The organism is uncultured Sphaerochaeta sp., assembly GCF_963676625.2.
GTDB lineage: Bacteria > Spirochaetota > Spirochaetia > Sphaerochaetales > Sphaerochaetaceae > Sphaerochaeta.
Genome location: NZ_CAXXYB010000008.1, coordinates 372,822 through 395,072, shown reverse-complemented (window position 1 = coordinate 395,072; position 22,251 = coordinate 372,822). Strand labels below are relative to the sequence as shown.

Genomic DNA, 22,251 nt, shown 5'->3' with positions numbered 1-22,251 from the left:
ATTGTAAATTCATAGGGCAATTCTAAACTTGGTTTAGAGTTGCGTTTTGAAAAAGAAATACTAGTTGAAGGAGTAGTCCATGACCGTACAAGAGATCAAGCATGATGGGCTAAAAAAATGGCTTGCGGATTTCGTATCCCTTACCACCCCTGATGAAGTTGTCGTAGCAGACGGTAGCTCAGCTCAATACGATGAGTTGATTGATGCCCAGGTAGCATGTGGCCTTGCCACTAGACTGAATCCAGAAAAGAAACCTGGAAGTGTACTGTATCTTTCTGATCCTTCTGACGTTGCTCGTGTCGAGAAACGTACGTACATTTCTTCCGAGACTCAGGAATCAGCCGGCCCTACCAATAACTGGATGGCTCCAGCTGAATTGAAAAAGGAAATGACAGCATTGTATCGTGGTTGCATGAAAGGCCGTACCATGTATGTCATTCCATTCTCCATGGGACCTATTGGTTCTCCCATTTCCAAGATTGGTGTTGAACTTACCGATAGCCCCTATGTTGTCTGCAATATGATGATCATGACCCGCGTCGGCAAAAAAGTTCTTGAGCAACTTGGTACTGACGGGTATTTTGTTCCTTGTTACCATTCCGTTGGAAAACCCCTCGCCAAAGGCGAAGCAGACAATGGCAAATGGCCTTGTGCCCCGATGGACCAGAAGTATATCTCGCATTTTCCTGAAACCCGGGAGATCTGGTCCTATGGTTCAGGTTACGGCGGGAATGCCCTGCTTGGAAAGAAGTGTCTTGCCCTTCGCATAGCTTCTGTCCTTGCCCGTGATGAAGGCTGGTTGGCCGAACATATGTTGATTCTCAAGATTACCAATCCTGAAGGCAAGAGCCGTTTCGTAACCGGTGCTTTCCCCTCGGCTTGTGGTAAGACCAACCTCGCAATGTTGGTTCCGACCATTCCTGGTTGGAAAGTAGAGACCGTAGGTGACGATATTGCCTGGATGAAATTTGGTGCCGATGGCCGACTGTATGCCATCAACCCAGAGGCAGGTTTCTTCGGCGTAGCTCCTGGAACCTCCGATGATTCCAACCACAATGCCCTTGTCGCTGCTTCTTCAAATACAATCTTTACCAACGTCGCTTTGACCGAGGACAAGGATGTATGGTGGGAAGGTATCGGCTACGATGCCCCTGGAACGGTAATCGACTGGAATGGCAATCCCTGGACCCAGAATAAGGCTGACAAGAGCCAGAAACCTGCTGCCCATCCAAATGCACGTTTCACTGCCCCTGCAAAACAATGCCCGAGCATTGCCTCTGAATGGGAAGACCCAAGGGGAGTCCCGATAAGTGCAATTCTCTTCGGTGGACGTCGTCCGAAGACCATTCCCTTGGTACACAGAAGCAATGACTGGAACCATGGTGTATTCCTTGGTTCAATCGTTGGATCCGAAGTTACCGCAGCAGCTCTCGATGTCAAGGCCGGAACCATCCGCCGTGACCCGTTTGCAATGTTGCCGTTCTGTGGATATAACATGGGCGATTACTTCCAGCATTGGCTGGACATTGGCCATGCTGCCCCCGATCAGGATAAGCTTCCCAAGATTTTCTACGTCAACTGGTTCCGCAAGACTGCCGAAGGCAAGTGGTTGTGGCCTGGTTACGGTGAAAACAGCCGTGTCCTCAAGTGGGTCTTCGAGAACTGTGAAGGCACTGCAAAGTCTGTTGAGACTCCGATCGGTGTCATGCCGACCTATGATGCCATCGATCGCCCAGAGGGTGTAACCGAAGAAGATATGAAAGAGCTTCTTGCTGTTGATATCGACGGTTGGCTCTCTGAAGTCCAGGACATCCGCACAAACCATTACCCGAAGTTTGGCAAGCACCTTCCAAGTGAGCTTGCAACCTTCCTCGACACGCTTGAGGCTAATCTCAAGGCTGCCAAGTAATAGTTTTTCCTCTCCTTTTATATAACAATGATAGACGGCCTTTCCTTTTTGGAAGGGTCGTCTTTTTTAGCAGTCAAGTTGGCTTGCGTCTTGTCTGGGTTCGCCGCTTTTTTGCTACCAGTTTTGTGCAGGGATTTAACCAAACCAGGGAAGATGCAATAAAAAAGTTGCATTTTCCCAAATTGGCCCAGCATCTCTGCTGTCTTCTGTGCGAATACGCTTTATACTCCTATCATGAGCCAACTGGAACGATTCTTTTATATCAACAAGACAATTATTGAAGAGGGGAAAGTAACGACCCGGCAAGTAGTTGAGAAGTTTGAGATCTCAAACCGCCAGGTAATGCGAGATTTTGATTATCTACGGGATAATCTTGCAGCTCCCCTTGCATATGATTCCAAGCAAAAAGGGTATATTTATACTGGTGAATTCTCCATGGTGACCAATACCAATGAACGAATGTTGGTATTGAATGCAATATTCAAGAGTCTGGCAGAATCGCAAGGAATCATGTCCGTGGTAACGGAAATGGTGACCCAGGGACTCGACAGTGGTCTGGACCAGGATTACAAATCCTTGATGGATAAGATTGTCTTTATCACCCCGATCCAGGATTGGCCTGATTACGCGGTTTTCAACGAAATTTGTTCTGCCATGAAGCAAAACGAACGTATGACCATGCATTATCAGAATGGACGGGGTGAAACCACGGTCAGGCACATTGAACCCTTGCGGTTGGTAAATTATAGTGGACGTTGGTATTTGCTTGCGTTTGACAAGAAGCACAAGGCCCTGAGGATATTCCATCTATCCAGGATTTTGAATATCCATCCAATAGTCGGGGACTATTTCCATTCCTCCTATCCCGATACCGAACTGGATGCTTTCATCCATGGAGGATATGGTATCTTTATGGGCAATGAGATCATTGACGTGACCTTCCAGATACTCGGTAATGCAGTTCATACGGTAAGTACCCAGACTTGGCATAAAAACCAGAAGGTAGTTCACCTGCAACAGGATGGACAGGAGATTCTTGAAGTTACGGTTCCTGTTGCCAATATGCAGGAAATCTTGTCCAAGGTACTTTCCTTTGGTTGTTCTGCCAGACCTGTTGCACCACCGGAATTCGTCGAACGATGGAACGATAATGTATTGCGGATGGCTTCTTTGATACCTAGCCAGTAAAACTTTTTTTCTTGGTATGACATTTCTTGTCATACCCGACAAGGTATCCTGGGGATACAGAAGGAAGGAGGACTTACGCATGGACGAAAAATTGTATGAGTATGAAAAATCTTTGGGAAAGGAAGAAGCTCACTATCCAGATTGGTTTGGACGGATGACTGATTCTGTCCTTTGCATGGTTGCCCTGGGGGTGCTTGCCCTGGTCTTTTCCCCGATTCTCGTTGTATTTGGTGCTTTCTCCCCCTTGATGAAGAGATGATTTTTAGCGTATTTTTCATTTTTTTGCATAAATATACAGGCATGCTCTTCCCCTTTCAGGGGTTTTCTGGATAGGATGGATAGACTTCCTAGAAAGTCCACATCCTATCGCCCCGCTGCACATATACCGTATGGGTATTCTTTTGTGCAGTCACAAGGAGCTTGCCCATGGACAATACGCCATCCTCCAGACAGTTGTATGGACCTGCGGATAAACCGCCTCTCGGTCAGTGGATTCCCTTGAGTATCCAGCATGTATTCGCCATGTTTGGTGCAACCATTTTGGTTCCGATCCTCACTGGTTTGAGTCCCAGTACTGCTCTGTTTACCGCGGGAACGGGAACTTTGCTGTATATACTGATTACCCAGGCAAAAGTACCGGCCTTTTTAGGATCTTCCTTCGCCTTCATTCCTGCCCTTATAGGAGTTTCCAGTGTATATGGACTTCCGTATGCCATGGGAGGAGCTTTTGCTTCAGGTATTTTCTACTGTATTGTTGCCTGGATTATCAAGAAATCAGGATACAATTGGCTTGGCAAGGTTCTTCCTCCTGTCGTGATAGGCTCCGTGATTATCGTCATCGGATTGAATCTGGCTCCTACGGCCATGAGCATGGCAATGAATGATGCCCAGGGAAACTACAGCTTGTTCCTCTTGATGATTGCTTCGGTAACCTTGGCCATCACCATCGTGGCAAATATTTTCTTCAAGGGATTTTTCAGCATCATTCCTCTTCTGATCGGCTTGTTGTCCGGATATTTCTTTGCCTTGTTCATGGGGATCTTGTTTCCGGCCTATGCGCTTATACATTTTGACGGTGTCAGGGAAGCCCTCTGGTTTGGATTGCCCACCTTTGCCTTCCCCAAATTCAATATTGTCCCTATGCTGACCTTTATCATTGTCTCCTTGGCAACCATTTGTGAGCATCTTGGCGATACCCTGACCATATCCAAGGTTGTCGGAAAGAACTTCTACGAAGACCCAGGTCTTCACAGGACTCTTGCCGGTGATGGTCTTGCAACACTTTGGGCTTCTTTCTGGGGAGGTCCACCCAATACCACGTATGGTGAAAACATCGGAGTCCTGGCCCTGACCAGGGTATATAGCGTATGGGTGACCGGAGGCGCTGCAGTCTTTGCCGTATTGCTTTCCTTCTTCCCCAAGTTCGGGGCTTTGATACAAACTATCCCGAATCCTGTCTTGGGAGGAATTTCCATGTTGCTCTTTGGTACCATTGCTTCCAGTGGCCTGAGGACTCTTGTCGATAGTGGTGTCGATTATGAGGATAAGAGGAATCTTACCATTAGCAGTGTCATCCTGGTCATTGGTATCGGTGGTGGTGTCATCGACTTTGCAATGGGAGATAATATGGAATTCTCTCTTGGTGGAGTTGCCTTGGCTACGATCGTGGGAATCTTTCTCAATCTTTGCATACCTAGCGAAAAGGCTAAGAACTAAGTAAAAAGATCTTATACAGAGGCCCCTTTTGGGGCCTTCTGTTTGCAAAGGCCTTTAATTCTGTTACGATAAAACGTATGTACACCTATTTGGTAATTAACTCGGATTCACAGCTCAGTGTAATGGTAGCACAGTGGAAACAACAGGGGATCAAGGTTCTGGCCATGGACTTTGAGGGAGAATTCAACCTTCATATCTATGGAGAGCATTTGTGCCTTATCCAGCTCTATGATGGGTCTTCTTTTTATTTGATTGACCCCTTCAAGGTATCCCCGCCTTCCCTGAAAGCTTTCCTCGAAGATTCCGAAATCGAGAAAATCATGTTTGACTGTGCCAGTGATTCTGCTCTGGTGCGCAAGGAATTCGGGATTTTTCTGGAAAATATCTATGATATCAGGGTTCCTGCCTTGGCCATCGGCTATACAGGGAATCTGTCCGGTTTGGTGGAAAAATATCTTGGGGAACAAGAGGAAAAACCCACTGGTAGCAAAAAGAAAAACCAAATGACCAATTGGCTGTCCCGACCGTTGAAAGACGATCAGGTCCAATATGCCCTTTCAGATGTAGCCCATCTGTTTGCCTTGAAGGAAATCCTGCAGACTGCCATCGAGGAAAAGGGCCTTGCAGTGCAGGTTGCCGTAACCATGAAGACCATTGCCAAGCCAAAAGGGCCTGATAAACCAGGTTGGACCAAGTTTGCCAGCTGGAAGTTTCTTGGTAAGGAAGAAAAAATCTACCTCAAACATTTTTTTATTGTACGGGATACCCTTGCACGAAAATACAATGTTCCTGCCGTACGGATACTGGACAAACATATCTTGCTGGACTTGGCCAAGAATGTTCCCTCCGACGCCCAGGGGTTCCAACCTTTTTGTTATCGGAGTGGCATGTCCAGCAAACAAGAATTGGTGAATTTACTCCTACAGGCCAGGGAAAATGCCGTTACTGAACTGCAAGATGCCTGAAACGAGCTTGTTCGCAACCCTCGACCAATAGGGACAGGGTGTCGCATACCGGAGTAGGTATATCGTGCTTCAAGCCAAGTTGGGAGACCGTACCACAGAACCACTGGTTCTCTGTTTTTCTTCCGGCTTCCATATCCTGAAACATCGAGGTTTTTCCCTCGGATCCCAGTGATAGGATTGTCTTGTAGTTTGTTTCGATCATCTCATCGGTCAAAAGAATTCCTTCGGCCTTTGCAACTGTCTGGACCTCCTTGCTGGTCTTCCAGGCCAAAGTCTTGAGACTCTCTGCCTTGAAATCCCCATAGGTGGCCAGACAAATGGAAGAAAGGGTATTGAAGGCTGTATTGAGCATGAATTTTTTCCAGAGTTCGACCTGGATATCCTGGGGAACTAGATATTGTATATGAGCTAGGGTAAAAAGTTGCTCAATTTCCTGAACCTGATGGCTTCTCTTGTTATCCTTCTCCCCGAAGACAATTTTCCCTTCCTCGGTAAAATCTATATGATTCTTCTCATGTCTGGAACTAAGACCTACGGCGAAACCGTACAAGACCCTATCTGAGCCATAGGCTTCTGTGAGCAAGACTTCGCTTTGGGTCCCGTTAAGGAGGCTGATGATGGAAGTATTCTCTCCCACTGCCTTCTTGATTGCCTCGAGGGCTTCCTTGAGTTGATGATTCTTCGTGGCTATGAGTACCAAATCGGTTGGAGTTGCATCCTCGGGTTTCACTATGTTGAAAAACAGCTGTTTTCCGTTGATTACAAACCCATTTTGTAGGTAGCGTTCCCTCCGTTCTCCCTCTGCGAGAAAACAGACATTCTCGTTACCTAAGGCCTGGGCCAATCTCCAGCCATACAATGCCCCTACCGCTCCAGAACCTATGATAGTTACTGTTTTCATGTGTCTACCTCGTTGCCAATCCAAAGACAAGTTGTTCCAACTTATCCAAGTCTTCAAGTGAGATTTCCTCATACAGGGTATGGGGATTTTTATATCCTATGGAACAAACAACTGTGGGAAGTCCCTTTTGATTGAAAATATTTGCATCGCTACCCCCGAGGGTAGGTTGTTCCCTGTAGGGCAATCCAATTTTCTTGATGGTATCCCGCAGGTATTGAAAGACCGGGGCATCGGTTGGGACTGAATAACTGCCGTACATATGGTCGAGTTGGATATCTACGGTTCCTCCATAGGTATCTGCTGCCTTTTGCAAGCAAGAAATCATATGATTCGTCTGCTGTTCAAGTTTCTGTGCATTCAGGCTTCTCGCTTCAAAAGCTAGATAAGCTGTGTCATTTACGATATTGGTGCAACCTGGGGCGAGAAAGGATCCTACGTTTGCAGTGGTTTCGCTATCAATCTTCAGCAGGTGCATGCAAGCTATGGCTTCTGCTCCCATCTGGATTGCACTGATCCCCAATTCTGGCGAGAAACCTGCATGGGAGGCCTTTCCCTTGAAGGTTGCCTGAATTTTATCATGGCCCGGGCCTGCTGTGATGCAAGTTCCCAAGGGTCCCGAGGCATCGAACGTATAGCCATAGGTTACCTTGGAAAGCTTGTCCATATCGATTTGGGAAGCCCCTACCAGACTGATCTCCTCGCTTACCGTACATACGATCAGCAAGTTTGGATGAGCGATGTCGTTCTCCCTGATTCTCTCAAGCACTGTCAGAATCGCAGCCAGGGCTGCTTTGTCATCGGCTCCCAGGGCCGTGGTATTATCTGTCTTGATAATGCCTTGCGAAACAATGACTTTGGCATTTTCAGCAGGGGGAACCGTATCCATGTGAGCGTTGAGCATAATGGTTTCACCCTCGCCTGCAAGATAGGCAAAGAGATTTCCTGCTTCGTCTTGTTCGGTGGAAAGTCCCAGTTTTTGCAAACGCTCGAATAGATTCTTGCCAATTGCCTCTTCATGTCTTGAAACCGAATTGATCGCAACCAATTCCAGGAATGTTTTTGCTACGGAATTCATTGCGGCAGTATAGCATAGAGAAAGGAAAGGAGAAAAGCTTTGAAGTTGACATATGGTGGTGTATTATATATCCATGAGCCATACACCAGAAAAAAATAGATATGATGCGATGAAATATCGTTATGCCGGACATAGTGGGTTGCAATTGCCTGAACTTTCCTTGGGACTTTGGCATAATTTTGGAACCGATGCACAGGAAACTGTGACTACCGATATCATCTGTAGGGCCTTTGACCGGGGAATCACCCATTTTGACCTTGCAAATAATTATGGGCCGGAGCCGGGTAGTGCTGAAAAGCGTTTCGGGAATATCCTGAAACAGCAATTATCGGCATATCGCGATGAAATGATTATTTCTTCCAAGGCTGGGTATGAGATGTGGCCGGGTCCCTATGGTGATTTTGGTTCCCGTAAGTATATTCTTTCAAGTTGTGACCAGAGCCTGAAACGATTGGGCCTTGAATATGTGGATATATTCTATCATCATCGCCCTGATCCCAAGACTCCGCTTGAAGAGACGATGGGATCCTTGGCTCAATTGGTGCATCAAGGAAAGGCACTGTATGTGGGCATAAGCAATTATCATGCGGCTGATGCCTTGAGGGCGAAGAAAATACTCGACGGACTTGGATGTCCCTGTATTCTCAACCAGGTGCGATATTCCATTTTGGATCGTTGGACCGAAGAGGACCATCTGCTTGATGCAATGGATGGCCAGATAGGGATGATTTGCTTTTCACCTCTTGCCCAGGGTCTCTTGACGGGCAGATATCTTGATGGTGTCGTTCCTCCGGGGTCCAGGGCAAGCCAGAATCGTTTTCTCAAGGCTGAAAAAATTACCCCGGATTTGGTTGAAAAGCTGAATAAACTCAATTCAATTGCCCAACAAAGAGGCCAGACACTCTCAGAGATGTCAATTTCCTGGTTACTCAAGGATTCTCGGGTTACCTCGGTCTTGATCGGGGCGAGCTCTGTTGCCCAGTTGGAAGATAATCTGAAGGCAGTTGCCTATGAAGGAACATTTTCCAAAGAAGAGCTTGGGGCCATTGATGTTTTATCGGAATAGAAGAGGGAAGGGGGAGAGCGAAATCCATGGATGCCTTTGATGGACGCGTAGATTCGTATATTTCGACCTTCCCTCAGGAAGTCCAGATTCGCTTAAAGCAGTTGCGCGCAATCATTCATGAGGAAGTTCCTGAAGTGGTGGAAACCATCAGTTGGGGAATGCCTACCTTCAGGTATAGGGGGAATCTTGTATTCTTTGCAGGATTCAAAAAGCATATTGGGTTTTATCCCTTGCCAAGTGGTATCGAAGCGTTCTCAAGCGAGTTGGCGGGATTTTCTACCTCCAAAGGAGCTGTCCAATTCCCTTTTGATAAGGAGCTTCCCCTTGAACTCATCAAGAAATTGATTAGGTTTCGTCTTGCGGAGAATAGTGAAAAGAGTTTACGTAAATAAGGATTACCCGCAAATAGCTTTGTTTCGTCCTGAGGTTTTCGCTAGATATAGTGCGGTGTCAGCCCGTTTGATAAGATTCGAACTTGATTCCCCGGGGATGTTTTCGGCTATTCCTATGCTCAACGTATTTCTCACTTTGGGTGAAAATGGGGTGGCATATACGCTTTGCAGCAGTTTCTCGGCGATTGAGAGGGCGTTCTCTTTGGTAGCGGAAGGAAGCAATGCCAGGAATTCATCTCCGCCCCATCTGGCAAGCGTGTTCTTTTCCCCGAGTATTCCTGTCAGGATCTTTACTGTATGCAGCAGGACCTCGTCGCCGGTTTGATGTCCGAAGGTATCGTTAACTATCTTGAAATAATCAATATCGATAATAAGAATTGAGTACGTCCCGGCAGTGTTTCCATGAATTTGTACCTGTTCTGAGATTAGGGAATCAATTTTTCTTCTGTTTGCAAGGCCAGTGAGACTGTCTTTTGTGCTTAATAGTTCCAATTCAGCAGTTCTTTGTTTTACCTTTGAGGAAAGTTCCTCCATCATTCTTTGCTGAAATTGCTCTTTTTCAAGTATCTGTCTGCTCAATATGATTATTACAACCAGGGCAATGATGATGAAAATAATAAGGATGGACATGCTGATTGACAGGGTCCTGTCATAGGAGAACATTGCCTGAGCCTCAGATACTTCACAGCCCAGGGTAAACGGAAATTGATCAAATTTGGCAAGAATCAAGTAACTTCCCTTATATTGCATGGCTTTGGTCGATTTGTTGATAGAGGTTTCCTCAAGGTCCAGGATTCCTGAATTGGCAAAGGAAGGAATATCCTGAATCGTCCTTGGGGTATGATATTTATCTGAATTCAAGGAAGCTTTGGCATTCTTTTCAGCCATTGTTTCTCCCAAAGTATTGAAGATAATCGCTGTTTTGAATCCAGGAACCACTTCACAGGAGAGCAAATCAAGAAAGGATTCGGTTTCCGTGACAAGACTGACTATTGCATCAAGCTTTCCTGATTTGTCAAATAATGACTGGCTGAGCAAGAGATGCCAACTTCCATTACTGAAAAAAGAAAATAGGGAAAAGGGATTTTCCTCAGTGAGATGCATCTCGGTAATCTGCCTTCGTGTCTCATTTTCTATCCTGTCATTGGCATGATAACTGGAGAATAATTGAGAACCATCTGCAGATACTATGAAGAAACCTTCCAAGTCATTATGGGGACATACTTGAGTGCGGGTAAAGGTTATCAACTCCTGGATATCGGACTCTTTATGCAAATCGAGAAAACTGGCGTGTTCCCGTACCAAGGAAAGTCCCGATTTCAAAGAGCTGAGCTCTCCCGAAATTCTTTCGACCATTAAATTTGCCTGAAGTTGAATTCTGGTTTCAACACCTTCCAACTCTGCATTCCTTTGGTTGATCATGCTGAAACTGACAGATACTACCAGAATTAAACACAGAACGGAAGGAATCATGAAAGCGAGAAAAAATTGATTCCTCAGGTTTGTTTGGGAGAAAGAACTCACTGTCTCATTCCTTGTAAATATATATTTTCTAAGAGAAAAAAGTGCGAGAGTCCAGAAAATGAATTATTTGTAATTCTTGTACTTATATATTCCTTCTGGTTTTCTTGCTTTGCATAGGGATAAACTACAATTTCATCAATATGGGCAGAGATGTTTCTAATCAGAATCCTGGACAACAGCACATCAATTATACTGATAGAAGTAGTAATGAAAACAAACATACTTTCCTCTACTGTCTCTAGGTAATTATTTTTCGTATGTGTAATACTGGAATTGTCTGATTTCCGTAGGCTCATAAGATACTATATCATGGCAATTTGTATTTTATCCATATAAAAGAGGAGAGAAAAGAACTTGAATTGGAAAAAGGTATTTCTGGATTACTGTTTCAGATACAGGTATACTGATTCAAGAATCTTTTGGATTGAGGCTTTGCTTTTTCTGGACAATAGCAGAAAGCCTTCATATAGTCATTGTGTATCCGACTGATTTACCCTAGGGAGTATGTATGAATAGAGTAAAAAATATCAGGAAACAAATAGGTTCACGACTGGTGAAACAATTGGGGTTGGAACCTTTGGATAAAAGTGTTCTCGACTCCATCAATGATTCGAATTTCGAGAAACTCTATTTGGAGACCTTTCTAGGATTTCTCATCACGTTTCTTTATTTCTTGATTTTTCATTTCTTTTCAAAGATTGATACTCTTGGCAGAGAATCCTGGCGTATAGGCATCGAATTTACCCATTTTACGCTTACCTCTATTCTGCTTATCCTTTTTGTTCTCAGTCTTTTTCAGGCAAAAACCAGGACAGGGCAAAGAACAGTCTATGAGATTGTCTTGCAGGTAATGACAATTTCGGTTGCCTTTATCGGAGGCATTGCCCTGACGGTCATCGACCAGAATGTAACGGCGAGCATCAGTCCTTTTTTGGTTGTTTGCATCATTGTAGCCCTCCTGTTTAAACTGCGACCTATTGTTGCATTTTGCATATTTTTCCTGGCCTATATGGTTTTCTTTTTCTCCATAGGAATTTATCAGCAGGATTCTGCCATTATCCTTTCGAATAGGATAAATGCCCTTACCATGGCGATTATCGGAGGGTTCCTTTCTTCCTTGTTTTGGAGGACTGCCGTAAAAAGCAAGAGTCAACAGGATTATATCGAAAAACAACAGCTGGAGCTTGAGAAAATCAATAAGCAACTTGCAATTCTTGCATCTTCCGATGGACTTACAGGACTGCAAAACAGGCGTATGCTAGATCGCAGGCTCCAAGAAGAATTGGAGAGTGCAAGAATTAATCATACTCCGTTATCCTTGATTCTCTTTGATCTGGATCATTTCAAGGAATACAATGATCTGTATGGACATGTACAGGGAGATGATTGCTTGAAGATGATGAGTTCCCAGCTTTTGGAATCCCTGGATATGGATAAGAATTCCTTGTTTCGGTATGGGGGAGAGGAATTTTTTCTGTTGCTTTCGAATTGTCCACCTGCAAAGGCCTTGGAAACTGCTGAGCGAATTCGTCAAGGAATCATTGCATTGCAGATTCCTCATGAAGGGAATCCTTCCATTCCCTTTGTCAGTGCAAGCTTTGGTGTTTTTACTCTTGAAAACTCTCAAGTAGTTACCGATCTTGAAGTCTTGCAACAAGTTGACGTACTTCTCTATCGTGCAAAGGCGCAGGGGAGAAACTGCTCGGTATCTGGCGTTGCCTGAAAATAGTATCAGCTTGTTTTTTTTGCAGTAAACAGTATATTTGCATTTGTGTTGCCATAAAGGTATATACGAGGAGGTTTTGGATGTCAGAAACTACCCCAAAAGGGCAAATTCTTTATTTTTCTCATGGGGGTGGGCCTTTGCCGCTCCTTGGCGATGCCAGTCATAAGGCAATGATTGCCTTTCTCAAGGGACTTCCGGTCTCTTTGCATAAACCTGAGGCAATTGTGGTTATCAGTGCACACTGGGAGGAGCCGGTAGCCACTGTCCTGAGTTCACCAAACCCTCCGATGTTCTATGATTACTATGGGTTCCCTGCAGAAACCTACACTGTTACGTATCCGGCTCCAGGGAATCCTGCCCTGGCTCATACATTAGAGACTTTATTGCAAGCTGCAAATATTCCCACCGCTTCCGATACACTAAGAGGTTTCGATCATGGAGTCTTCATTCCCTTGATGTTGATGTATCCTGAAGCTGATATTCCTACCACCCAGCTATCCCTTGTCAGAGGACTGAATGCCAAAGAGCATCTTGAACTGGGAAAGGCCTTGGCTCCTCTTATGGAACAGAATGTGCTGGTGATAGGTTCCGGATTTTCTTTTCATAACATGGCAGCCTTTTCTTATGATGCTGACAAAAAACAAGACAGCAGGAATGAAGCATTTCAGAATTGGTTGAAGGAGGTGTGTACCGGACCCTATACCGAGCAGGAACGTGAGAATTTCCTCCTTGATTGGGAGCAAGCGCCCTCTGCCCGGTACTGTCATCCTCGGGAGGAACATCTGCTTCCCCTGCTATCTTGCGTCGCCATGGGACAAAAAGAAGGAAAGGTCGTGTTCGATGACTATATTCTTGGTAAACGTAGCCTGGCTTTCTTGTGGACTTGAGCAAAACCCTGCCGAAGGGGCGATAGGTTGGTTATTTTTTGGTAGCCTTGGTATGTACGAGGGCCAATAAGTTGTCGGTTGCCCGCAAACGGCGGCTTATTTCCCTCGCCAGGTTCAGTATGATCATGGTATAGGTCATGAGATGTGATTTCGAAAGTGCGTGGAGGTCCTTGTTGCTGAGGGTTGTTACGGTGGTATTTTCCAGGCATAGGACTGAGGCTGCACAGTTTTGAATATCTATCAGTTCCATTTCCCCGAACGAATCCCCTATATGGAGTTGCGTTATCTCCCTTTCCTGTTTCAATGCGTCAGGACAATGCTTTCGTATGGATACAACACCTTTCAGTATAAAATAGACGCTGTTGTTCGGTTCGCCTTGTTTTAAAATAAACGTTCCCTTTGCATACTGTTTTTCATCAAGCAGGCTATGGATGACCTCCAGTTCTTCATCGGTCAAACCCCCAAACATGCTATGCTTTCCAAGGAACGCATTGGTTGCTGTACATTCATTCATAGGTAATGGTACCCCACGGCATTGCAAAGCGCAAGTATTGCTATTCTCCAGAATGGCTGGAATTCATGTGATTTTCTTGGATTTCCTTTTTGACCTAACTGATTATGGACAGAAACTTGTACAATCAGGAGGACCAAAAATACTTGGGTTTTATCTTCTCATGATAATTATCCATGGATTTTTCATATCTAAAACCTTTTTAGCATGATATGATTGAAACGATCAAAGAAAGAAATCGGAGGAATTTGTTGTGAATAAAACTCTGTTGCGAAAGTCCATTGCGATGTTCATCCTGGTGGCCTTGGTTTCCCTAAGCGTTTTTGCGGAGAATACTTCTTCGGGAAATGTGAAGTTCATTACTGCCGGTCCTACTCTCGAGGCCAAGCTTGAAGCTGGTTATACCCTGAAAATGGATATGCTTCAGGGCGATGGAGCCTTGTTCAGTGGAAATAATCTCAAGTTAAAGGGTGTAGTGGGAATCTCTCCAGTTGCTGCAACAGCATCGCTGAGTGCTGTATTGACGCCCATCGCGGTCATTGAATTGAACGTCGGGGCAAGTGTCGGAACAGGTTGGAACTGTAGCTTGCTCGGTATGGACCTAGTTGGATTGTACTTGGGAACAGGGCCTGTGGGTTCTGTCTTGTCCACTGACCAGCTTGGTGGTATGTATTATGAGGGAAAAGTCGGGGCTGCCTTCCAGTTCGATACAGCTGCCGTCATTCCCGGGGATTGGACCAGTATTATCCTGAGGACCTATCAGGAAGTGAATTACCAGGGATATACGAACGCCGGGGACAATATTGCCTGGGAATATGAGACCAATGGAGCGATGGTCAACGGCTTCAACTACACAGGTGAATATGTACTTGGTTACCAAATGCCTCTCAAGCTGAATCTGGTGGCCCTCATGTTGGATACATATTCCTTCGATCTGTTCTCCGGCAATGATCACCCCTTCTTCTATCAATTGGGATTGGCAATGAACTATGCATTCACGGATTCGTTGAATCTTACGGTCATTCCCCAGATTACCAATATGAAAAAGGATGATAACAAACAGATCAATGAAGTGGCTTTGCGCTTTAAGAGAGTTGCTCTCATGTTGAATTATTCATTCTAGTCCAAATCTGGATATGAAACAAAGGCACCTTGCAAGAGGTGCCTTTGTTAGTTTCTCAGAGGAGAAAAATTTCTTTGTCGATGAAGATATTCACCAATTTGGGATCGAATTGGGTACCTGAACATAACTTGAGTTCCTCGACTGCAATTTCGGTGGGTAAGGCAGTACGATAAGCCCTGCTGCTGGTCATGGCATCAAAGGCATCGGCAAGCGTTACGATACGAACTTCTATGGGAATATCATCGCCCTTGAGTCCATCGGGATATCCTGTTCCATCCATGCGTTCGTGATGGCTCCTGATTATTGGTTCATAGGCTTTGAATAAGTCAATATGGCTTACGATCCGTTCCCCATATATCGGATGCATCCTGATAATGGCATACTCTTCTTTGGTGAGGGATGTAGGTTTATTCAGTATTTTTTCCGAAATTCCAATTTTCCCGATATCATGAAGGAGAGCTCCTCCTTCAAGAGTTTGTATGCTTTCTGGAGAAAGATGAAGAGCTTTTCCCATTGCTACTGCAATATTGCGAACTCTGTTGCAATGACCCTTTGTATAGGCATCCTTTTGCTCTATCGTTTCTGAGAAGGCCTCAAGAGTGGCTAGGGTGGTGTTTTTCAATGCAAGAAGGGCTGTTTGCAGGTTTTCTTCAAGTTCCTTTTGGTGGACAATATCCTGGGACCGTTCATCATCAGCTTCCTGGTTCGATTCTGATTCCATGATTACTCGCTTTACACAGGAGACCAGGGTTTCGCGGGGAACCGGTTTTGCAAGATAGTCGGAAGCCCCCAATCTGATGGCTTTCATCCCTGTGTCGAGATCATTGAAGGCGGTAAGCATTATTACCGGTATTCTGGGATAGGTATGCTGAATGATTTCCAGCAATTCAAACCCTGATAGTCCGGGCATCTTGATGTCCAATAAAATGAGATCGACATCAGAGGCCTCATGTGTCAGCATATCCAGTAACTCATTCCCATTTTGGCAGGGTGTGATTCTGTAGCCTTCTTTTCTCAGCAATATCTGTAGAATTTTACGAATTGCAGGATCATCGTCTGTTGTAACAATATGTTTAGTCATTTCTAGCTTTTCTCCGATGAGTTAGGTTCTGCAGTGAAAGGAAAAAGGGTGTTTCTTTTTTATAATCAGCATATTCAGGAAACATTCTAGGAAAAAAAATCAAATCCTCCACAATAATTAATAAAAGGTTGCATATACTATAACCAAGACAAAGCAAGGCAATTTGATAGTTCCAAAAATAGATTGCTATCAAAATGTTGATCACTGTATACCAAATAAAACCTGGATGTCTAGAAAAACTATAGGTTCCCTTGCGAAAAAGTTTTCCGGTTGTATCTGGAGATATGATAAACTCAAGAAAGACTGAGTATATAAGCAGTAGCGTAAAGATAAGCATCAGAAACAGCAAGATACCTATGGCAAGCGTTGAAAGAGGGGATTTCGTAGTCAGGAAAATAATTGGATACGGGACGGCCGTAATAAAAAAACCTATGAAGAAAATCCTCTTCAAAAGGGATTTCTGATGAAGTATGGCCACATCATAGAGTCCTGCAAGTAAATATCCGATGGCTCCAAGCAAAAAGAGTTTGATTAATTCCATAGATTGTCTATATAATAGTGCAAATTGAATACATTTGGAAGTGTAAAAAGGACTCTTCATGATTATTGATATTTCCGTGATCATCCCTGCAATGGCTTTCATAATATATGTCTTCCTTGCTGCTTTTGGTTTTCTGCAATATAACAAGGACAGATTTTATTGGTCTTTCCAATTGTATATGGTATTGGTTTCCATTTGGAGTTTTGGATCCATGATGATGCATCTTAACAGTGGGGCAATGACACCATTGTTTTGGAATAAGATCATGCTCATCGGATTGCTTTCGGTTCCATTTGCCTTGGTGAACTTCATTATAGATATCCTTGAATTGCATAACCGTCCTATTCGTATATTCACCAATATTAGTTATCTGCTGGTCATTCCCCTTATGTATCTCAACTTTACAGGAAATATAGTATCGGCGGCAGGTTTTTCATCCGACGGTACGTTCTATTATCATCTCGCCCCTGGTGCCATGTCTGCCTATTCAATGAGTTATGCCTATCTCATACTCACGCTTGTGATCCTGTTGTTTGGATCCAAATATCAACCTTTCCAGAAATATCATAAGAATCTTCTTCTGCCTCTCATTGGGGTAGTAATCATGCTTGCCGGTATTTTTATGAATATCTATCCTAGATGGGGAAAATATCCCATTGATATACTTGCCGCTGCAATCAATGCATTATTACTGTTCTACACGATATATAAATATAAACTTATCAACTATTCCCGTGTTGGCCTGAGCATCATCTATTCAACGGTACTTGCCATTGTTGCTTCCACTTCCTATTATCTTATTTTGAGTTTCATTCGGATATTTAACAGTTCCTTTGCTCCTGGAAATGTGGCCCAACTTGCAATTATTCTGGGAATAGTTACCGTTATCATCATCCATCCGACGAGAAACCTGCTTGTGTTCATCGTGGATACTATCGTTATACCCAGACGGCACCCCTACCAGACAACCATTAAGCATCTTAGCCAAAAACTGACAACTATCGTCAATCTCCAGGAGTTGGGAGAAGAAGTGGTAAAAAACTTGAGTACCGGAATGAAGACGGAATGGGTTGTATTTGTGGTGAAAACGATGGATGACAGGAACCGATTCCAGTTGATTGCAAATAGCAAATGTCCAACTTCTATACTTATTGGTGAAGAACTGGAGTTTTCCTTTCCTCCGTATGTTGAGGAAAAGTTTAACCAATTCATCGGGGAGAATGTTTCGTCGATCATCAATGTCAGTCCTGACGAACAACGGTTGCAAATAAGTGATCAACTTCCTTTGGCCGATGTCCTTATTCCCCTCATATCGAGAAAGAAAATTGCCGGATACATTATTATTGGATATGACTATACAAAATCCTTGATAACAGAGATCGAAATTGAGGCTCTGGAAATCCTTGCCGCCCAGACCTCTCTATCCTTGGAAAATGCCCTTTCTTTCGAGCAATTGAAAATCCAGGGCAATGCCCTTACCATGAGCAATAATAAACTTGAAGCCATATTCAATGGAATGGCGTCCCCTGTATGCCTGACCGATATCGATTTTACCATTCAGGAAGCAAACATGGCTGCTGTTGCCTTATTCGGGAATAATAGAAATGATATAATTGGCACTAAATGCTATCGGACTTTTTTTGGTCGAAACAGACCCTGTTCCTTTTGTCAGGCCCTGGAATGTCTTCATACCGGGGCGGTACAGGAAACTGAGTCGACTGTTTCTGAAAAGATCTATTCCTTCCAATACCAGAATGTTAAAGTTCCCGAAAATTCCAAGAGCGTGTTCATTGAAATCATCAATGATATTACTGAACAGAAACACTTGCAGGAAGAACTTGTGCGAACGGAAAAGATGGCAGGGATAGGAACCTTGGCCGCGGGAATAGCTCATGAGTTGAACAATCCTCTTGCCGGTATTACCGGGACAGCTGAAATTATGCTTTCTGAAGTCGAGCAGGATAGTCCGCATCGTGAATACCTTGAGGACATTCTCTCTTATTCCAGGACAGCCGCGGATGTAATCAAGGAATTATCGATTTATTCCCGTAAAGAGGAAGTCAAAGAGATTCAACAGGTTGAGATTGTCAGGATATTGGAATTTTCGCTCCGTCTTGCAACTCGCGGAATTGATTCACAAAATATTTCCGTAAAACGGAATTATCATGCTCTCACGCTTATTGAGGCAAATGAAGGAGAGCTGCAACAGCTTTTCCTGAATCTGATAGTAAATGCCATTCAGGCTATGGATGGCATTGGTACCCTCACTCTTTCTTGTATGGAGAAGGAGGGGTTTGTTTTTGTCAAGGTGGAAGATACTGGCTGTGGTATACCGGAAAAGAATTTGAACCAGATATTCACGCCTTTTTTCTCAACCAAGGCTCCTGGCAAAGGTACGGGACTTGGTCTTTCAAATTGTTACAGCATTGTGGAAAAGATGGGAGGGAGAATCAGAGTGAAAAGCGAAGAACATGTGGGCTCAGAATTCACGACAATATTTCCATTGAATGACGAGGGGCGAAACGGGATCCATTTTTCTTTGGTCAATGACCAATCTGGAATGAATGATGTATTCTTTATACAGAGAAAAGTACTTGTTGGGGAAAAAGGGTATCTGGGAGAAACAATTCATAGTGAAACAGATGAAAAAGCCATGCATATATTGGCATTCAAAGGGTTGCATCCTGTGGGAACCGTTTCCTTGGTGACCTCGGATAAATCCTGGCCACTTCCTGTTTCCCGTTACTTTGATATCGAGTCTGTATTGCACTCACGTAATTGTTCCGAGATTCTTCGTTTGGCCGTTCTGCCTGAAATGAGAAATACCACAGCCTCCATTGGCTTGATAATCCTGGTTTTCCTTCTTGCCCGCAGCATGGGAATTGACAATTTGGTTATTGATGTGTTTGCAGATGATGCAAAGACGATCAAGCTCTACAAGAAATTTGGGTTTGAAGAAATCGGTACCTATAAGTCCCCTGATGAGGTCTTGGTCCTGGCTTTGCAGAAGAAATCTACCTTGGAGACTGACAAGAGCCAACTCAGGCATTTTGTAAGGCCCCTGTTTGCAAGGTTGCGGCCGATGTTTGATTTTGGGAAGTACACCCAAGGCGTACTTGATGAGATGGATAGGATATTGAGTACTGATAACGATGGTAATAATGAAAAGGAAAGACGCGAAGACTAGTCTTTGCTTGAACTTGATTCAATAGCCTGAAAGACTGGGGTTATTAATAATTCCAGGCTTTCAGGTTTGTTTTATGCATTCAATCCAAGTTTTTTGTTTCTACGAAAAATACAGATGCTTTGCTGTCTCGTAAAAGACCTGTTCCTGTTCTTTTGCTGTGAACACTTGCTGCAAGTATTCCAACAGGTGTTCATACGATTCCTTGCACAGTGTGCTGGGAGCATCAGTACCCCACATGAGATGATCGCTTCCAATTATATCCGCAGCAAGCCTGGCATAGGCCTGTGCTGTTGGAAAAGGAAATTGTTCAGGTCTGACTTTCCAGTGGAGAGCTGCAAGGTCAAAGAAAATATTTTCACGTTTCATGATTTTCAGGCCATCGGTAAGTTGGACGAGTTGTCCGAGTCTAGGTGACATGAGGTGACAAATTACGATTGGCATGGAGGGAAAGGCATTGGCAATAGTCTTGATAGCCTGAGGTTGATTGCTACCATCTCCAGGACTGCCTAGATCAAAGACCAAAGTTCCTTGCTTTCTTGCTATTTGTCCGTAGAATTCCATCAAGTCCGCACGATCCAGGGCAAAGGTCTCATGGTTTCCCATGATGCCGCATCCTGTGGACATCTCAAATTTGAAAATCCTGAAATTCAGGTTTGAGAGTAGGTTGTCCAGTATTTTCTGTGCATTGCGGCAGTTGGGATCAAAAGTTGCTGCCCCTGTGAACCGTTTTGGATACCTGGTGATGGTCTGCTTGACATAGTCATTGGCAAATCCCAGGAAACCTCCCTGCAAGAGTACCGCTTTTTCAACCTGATGGGCATCCATGAGGGCAAGCAATGCCTCGGCGGTGAAGGTGGTATCCCCGGAACCTTCAGGTATAAGGTCAATTATTTCTCCGGTTGCCCAGCGGGCTTTTCCGTTTCCTATCGGACGAAGTTCCCCGTCCGCGCCAAAACCTGAGAGCTGGGAGAAAGCATGTGCATGTGCATCGATGATTTGCATTCAATAACTCCTCAGGTGTAAGGCTATAAGTGCATCAGGCCTTTGTCAACGAGGTTCTTTTTTCAGAAATATCAAAAAATGATACTGTTTGTCAAAACAATCGTGCTGTGCAAGAGGGGAAACCTTCACCAGACTAAGGACCGTAGAAAACATTTATTTTGGAGGTTTTAAATGAAAAGGCGTTTTATTGTTCTCTTTCTCATTGCCAGCATGTCGATGGGAATGGTTTTTGCTTCTGGCGCAAAGGAAAATGGCAAGACATCCGGTCCTATCAGTTTGCGCATGTCATGGTGGGGCGGCGATTCTAGGCATACTCCAACGCTCAAGGCATTGGACTTGTATCACCAGAAGAACCCCAGCGTGACTGTTGAAGGTGAATATTCAGGATGGGATGGGTATTATCAGAAGATCGTGACTCAGATTGCCGGTGGTACTGCCGCTGATATCATTCAGATTGACCAACCTTGGCTCAATGAGCTTTCTTCCAAGGGTGACGTTTTCACTACTATTGATTCTTCAATGGTTGACCTCAGTCAGTTCGATGCTGATTTCCTGAAAAACTATTGCACGTACAATGGCCAGTTGAAGGGCCTTCCTACCGGAACCAACGTCAATACCTTTGTTGTTGATGCAAAGTTGCTTTCCGATAGTGGCATTGATCCCAATACCGTATGGACCTGGGAAAACATTGTCAGTGAAGGCAAGAAAGTTCATCAGAAAGATTCCTCAAAGTATTTCAGTTCAGCAACTCCCGATATCATCCGTTTCTGGTTCGAAGTCTATATCGCCCAGCTAGCTGGTGGGGTAGTGGACTCCAACAAGAAGGTTGCTTTTACCCAGGAACAGGGAACCCAGGCTTTTACCTATTTCCAACAATGGTTTGATGCAGGTATTGTGGCTCCTTTCTCCCAGACTTCCCTTTTCTATCAGAAATTTCAGGAAAATCCTGACTGGATCAACGGGAATACCGCAACTGCATGGGATTGGGTAAGTTCCATGGGCAGAGATATCGGAACCAGACCCAATATGGAAACACGCCAATTCCCTGTCATGGCTGGTGCCAAGAACAGTGGTGTCTTGATGAGACCTTCACAAATTTTCGTCGTGAATGAAAACTCCTCGAACAAGGCCGAATCTCTCAAGTTGCTCAATTTCCTTTTCGCCGATCCCGAATGCATTGAGGTATTGGGAACTAGCCGTGGAATTCCTTCGACAACCAATGGCAGACAAATCTTGGCTTCAAAGGGTTTCATTACCGAGCAAACCGAAAAGGCTACCAACGAAGGTATTGCCCAGGCAGGGCTTCCCCAGAGTGCTTGGCAAATGAATTCTGAAGTAATGCAGGCCATGCAGGATGTTATTGATGAATTCGGTTTCGGGAAACTTACTCCTGATCAGGCTTCCGCGAAAATGATCAAGAATCTCAACGCTACCTTGGCCAACTTATAAAACAACGT

At 44.4% G+C, this 22,251-nt stretch carries 19 protein-coding genes; 12 read left to right on the top strand and 7 right to left on the bottom strand.

The window, feature by feature from the left end; genetic code table 11:
* The first annotated feature begins 79 nt into the window (after positions 1-79).
* The 5 genes from ACHZBG_RS12460 to ACHZBG_RS12440 all read left to right on the top strand — a co-directional run bounded on the left by ACHZBG_RS12460 (position 80) and on the right by ACHZBG_RS12440 (position 5,778).
* On the top strand, positions 80-1,909 hold the full coding sequence (locus ACHZBG_RS12460) for a phosphoenolpyruvate carboxykinase (GTP) (RefSeq protein WP_320129784.1): 1,830 nt from the start codon (positions 80-82) through the stop codon (positions 1,907-1,909).
* Between the two features lie 234 nt (positions 1,910-2,143).
* The gene (locus ACHZBG_RS12455) at positions 2,144-3,097 is read left to right on the top strand and encodes a WYL domain-containing protein (protein ID WP_320129783.1); all 954 of its coding nucleotides are present in this window, start codon (positions 2,144-2,146) and stop codon (positions 3,095-3,097) included.
* Positions 3,098-3,176: 79 nt separating this feature from the next.
* The gene (locus ACHZBG_RS12450; RefSeq protein ID WP_320129782.1) at positions 3,177-3,356 is read left to right on the top strand and encodes a hypothetical protein; all 180 of its coding nucleotides are present in this window, start codon (positions 3,177-3,179) and stop codon (positions 3,354-3,356) included.
* Between the two features lie 167 nt (positions 3,357-3,523).
* Positions 3,524-4,813 carry a solute carrier family 23 protein gene (locus tag ACHZBG_RS12445; protein WP_320129781.1) on the top strand — a complete coding sequence of 430 codons (1,290 nt, stop codon included), beginning with the start codon at positions 3,524-3,526 and terminating at the stop codon, positions 4,811-4,813.
* A gap of 77 nt (positions 4,814-4,890) precedes the next feature.
* Positions 4,891-5,778: a 3'-5' exonuclease gene (locus ACHZBG_RS12440; protein WP_320129780.1), complete on the top strand. Its 888-nt coding sequence runs from the start codon at positions 4,891-4,893 to the stop codon at positions 5,776-5,778.
* On the opposite strand, the gene ACHZBG_RS12435 is transcribed toward ACHZBG_RS12440, so the two are convergent.
* Positions 5,756-6,679: a ketopantoate reductase family protein gene (locus tag ACHZBG_RS12435; protein WP_320129779.1), complete on the bottom strand. Its 924-nt coding sequence runs from the start codon at positions 6,677-6,679 to the stop codon at positions 5,756-5,758. The two genes, ACHZBG_RS12440 and ACHZBG_RS12435, sit on opposite strands and share 23 nt — an antisense overlap.
* A 4-nt stretch (positions 6,680-6,683) precedes the next feature.
* Positions 6,684-7,754, bottom strand: a complete 1,071-nt coding sequence (locus tag ACHZBG_RS12430; protein WP_320129778.1) for a M20/M25/M40 family metallo-hydrolase — start codon at positions 7,752-7,754, stop codon at positions 6,684-6,686.
* A 73-nt stretch (positions 7,755-7,827) separates the two neighbouring features.
* On the opposite strand from ACHZBG_RS12430, the gene ACHZBG_RS12425 reads away from it, so the two are divergent.
* On the top strand, positions 7,828-8,820 hold the full coding sequence (locus ACHZBG_RS12425; protein WP_320129777.1) for an aldo/keto reductase: 993 nt from the start codon (positions 7,828-7,830) through the stop codon (positions 8,818-8,820).
* 26 nt (positions 8,821-8,846) lie between these two features.
* Positions 8,847-9,212, top strand: coding sequence for a DUF1801 domain-containing protein (locus ACHZBG_RS12420; protein ID WP_320129776.1), 366 nt, complete (start codon positions 8,847-8,849; stop codon positions 9,210-9,212).
* A gap of 3 nt (positions 9,213-9,215) precedes the next feature.
* On the opposite strand, the gene ACHZBG_RS12415 is transcribed toward ACHZBG_RS12420, so the two are convergent.
* Positions 9,216-10,634, bottom strand: a complete 1,419-nt coding sequence (locus tag ACHZBG_RS12415; RefSeq protein ID WP_394699398.1) for a GGDEF domain-containing protein — start codon at positions 10,632-10,634, stop codon at positions 9,216-9,218.
* A gap of 610 nt (positions 10,635-11,244) precedes the next feature.
* Between ACHZBG_RS12415 and ACHZBG_RS12410 the strand changes: the two genes are divergently transcribed.
* Positions 11,245-12,459: a GGDEF domain-containing protein gene (locus ACHZBG_RS12410; RefSeq protein WP_320129774.1), complete on the top strand. Its 1,215-nt coding sequence runs from the start codon at positions 11,245-11,247 to the stop codon at positions 12,457-12,459.
* Positions 12,460-12,542: 83 nt separating this feature from the next.
* The gene (locus ACHZBG_RS12405) at positions 12,543-13,349 is read left to right on the top strand and encodes a class III extradiol ring-cleavage dioxygenase (RefSeq protein WP_320129773.1); all 807 of its coding nucleotides are present in this window, start codon (positions 12,543-12,545) and stop codon (positions 13,347-13,349) included.
* A gap of 31 nt (positions 13,350-13,380) precedes the next feature.
* On the opposite strand, the gene ACHZBG_RS12400 is transcribed toward ACHZBG_RS12405, so the two are convergent.
* The gene (locus tag ACHZBG_RS12400; protein ID WP_320129772.1) at positions 13,381-13,863 is read right to left on the bottom strand and encodes a cyclic nucleotide-binding domain-containing protein; all 483 of its coding nucleotides are present in this window, start codon (positions 13,861-13,863) and stop codon (positions 13,381-13,383) included.
* A gap of 250 nt (positions 13,864-14,113) precedes the next feature.
* Here ACHZBG_RS12400 and ACHZBG_RS12395 point away from each other — a divergent pair, with 250 nt between their 5' ends.
* Positions 14,114-14,983, top strand: a complete 870-nt coding sequence (locus ACHZBG_RS12395; RefSeq protein ID WP_320129771.1) for a hypothetical protein — start codon at positions 14,114-14,116, stop codon at positions 14,981-14,983.
* Positions 14,984-15,038: 55 nt separating this feature from the next.
* Here the strand turns inward: ACHZBG_RS12395 and ACHZBG_RS12390 are convergent, their stop codons facing one another.
* Together ACHZBG_RS12390 and ACHZBG_RS12385 are read right to left on the bottom strand one after the other, a co-directional pair.
* On the bottom strand, positions 15,039-16,064 hold the full coding sequence (locus ACHZBG_RS12390) for an HD domain-containing phosphohydrolase (RefSeq protein WP_320129770.1): 1,026 nt from the start codon (positions 16,062-16,064) through the stop codon (positions 15,039-15,041).
* Positions 16,057-16,605, bottom strand: a complete 549-nt coding sequence (locus tag ACHZBG_RS12385) for a DUF1295 domain-containing protein (protein ID WP_320129769.1) — start codon at positions 16,603-16,605, stop codon at positions 16,057-16,059. Before ACHZBG_RS12385 ends, ACHZBG_RS12390 begins: the two co-directional genes overlap by 8 nt.
* 58 nt (positions 16,606-16,663) lie before the next feature.
* On the opposite strand from ACHZBG_RS12385, the gene ACHZBG_RS12380 reads away from it, so the two are divergent.
* Positions 16,664-19,792: a GNAT family N-acetyltransferase gene (locus tag ACHZBG_RS12380; protein WP_320129768.1), complete on the top strand. Its 3,129-nt coding sequence runs from the start codon at positions 16,664-16,666 to the stop codon at positions 19,790-19,792.
* 99 nt (positions 19,793-19,891) lie between these two features.
* On the opposite strand, the gene ACHZBG_RS12375 is transcribed toward ACHZBG_RS12380, so the two are convergent.
* The gene (locus ACHZBG_RS12375; protein WP_320129767.1) at positions 19,892-20,794 is read right to left on the bottom strand and encodes an amidohydrolase family protein; all 903 of its coding nucleotides are present in this window, start codon (positions 20,792-20,794) and stop codon (positions 19,892-19,894) included.
* A 171-nt stretch (positions 20,795-20,965) separates the two neighbouring features.
* Between ACHZBG_RS12375 and ACHZBG_RS12370 the strand changes: the two genes are divergently transcribed.
* Complete coding sequence (locus ACHZBG_RS12370) at positions 20,966-22,243, top strand: ABC transporter substrate-binding protein (protein WP_320129766.1); 1,278 nt, start codon at positions 20,966-20,968, stop codon at positions 22,241-22,243.
* The last annotated feature ends 8 nt before the right edge of the window (positions 22,244-22,251 follow it).

Coding starts and splice junctions, on each gene's coding strand:
- ACHZBG_RS12460 (WP_320129784.1), top strand. CDS start 80: ATGACCGTACAAGAGATCAAGCATGATGGGCTAAAAAAATGGCTTGCG.
- ACHZBG_RS12455 (WP_320129783.1), top strand. CDS start 2,144: ATGAGCCAACTGGAACGATTCTTTTATATCAACAAGACAATTATTGAA.
- ACHZBG_RS12450 (WP_320129782.1), top strand. CDS start 3,177: ATGGACGAAAAATTGTATGAGTATGAAAAATCTTTGGGAAAGGAAGAA.
- ACHZBG_RS12445 (WP_320129781.1), top strand. CDS start 3,524: ATGGACAATACGCCATCCTCCAGACAGTTGTATGGACCTGCGGATAAA.
- ACHZBG_RS12440 (WP_320129780.1), top strand. CDS start 4,891: ATGTACACCTATTTGGTAATTAACTCGGATTCACAGCTCAGTGTAATG.
- ACHZBG_RS12435 (WP_320129779.1), bottom strand. CDS start 6,679: ATGAAAACAGTAACTATCATAGGTTCTGGAGCGGTAGGGGCATTGTAT.
- ACHZBG_RS12430 (WP_320129778.1), bottom strand. CDS start 7,754: ATGAATTCCGTAGCAAAAACATTCCTGGAATTGGTTGCGATCAATTCG.
- ACHZBG_RS12425 (WP_320129777.1), top strand. CDS start 7,828: ATGAGCCATACACCAGAAAAAAATAGATATGATGCGATGAAATATCGT.
- ACHZBG_RS12420 (WP_320129776.1), top strand. CDS start 8,847: ATGGATGCCTTTGATGGACGCGTAGATTCGTATATTTCGACCTTCCCT.
- ACHZBG_RS12415 (WP_394699398.1), bottom strand. CDS start 10,634: ATGATCAACCAAAGGAATGCAGAGTTGGAAGGTGTTGAAACCAGAATT.
- ACHZBG_RS12410 (WP_320129774.1), top strand. CDS start 11,245: ATGAATAGAGTAAAAAATATCAGGAAACAAATAGGTTCACGACTGGTG.
- ACHZBG_RS12405 (WP_320129773.1), top strand. CDS start 12,543: ATGTCAGAAACTACCCCAAAAGGGCAAATTCTTTATTTTTCTCATGGG.
- ACHZBG_RS12400 (WP_320129772.1), bottom strand. CDS start 13,863: ATGAATGAATGTACAGCAACCAATGCGTTCCTTGGAAAGCATAGCATG.
- ACHZBG_RS12390 (WP_320129770.1), bottom strand. CDS start 16,064: ATGACTAAACATATTGTTACAACAGACGATGATCCTGCAATTCGTAAA.
- ACHZBG_RS12385 (WP_320129769.1), bottom strand. CDS start 16,605: ATGGAATTAATCAAACTCTTTTTGCTTGGAGCCATCGGATATTTACTT.
- ACHZBG_RS12380 (WP_320129768.1), top strand. CDS start 16,664: ATGATTATTGATATTTCCGTGATCATCCCTGCAATGGCTTTCATAATA.
- ACHZBG_RS12375 (WP_320129767.1), bottom strand. CDS start 20,794: ATGCAAATCATCGATGCACATGCACATGCTTTCTCCCAGCTCTCAGGT.
- ACHZBG_RS12370 (WP_320129766.1), top strand. CDS start 20,966: ATGAAAAGGCGTTTTATTGTTCTCTTTCTCATTGCCAGCATGTCGATG.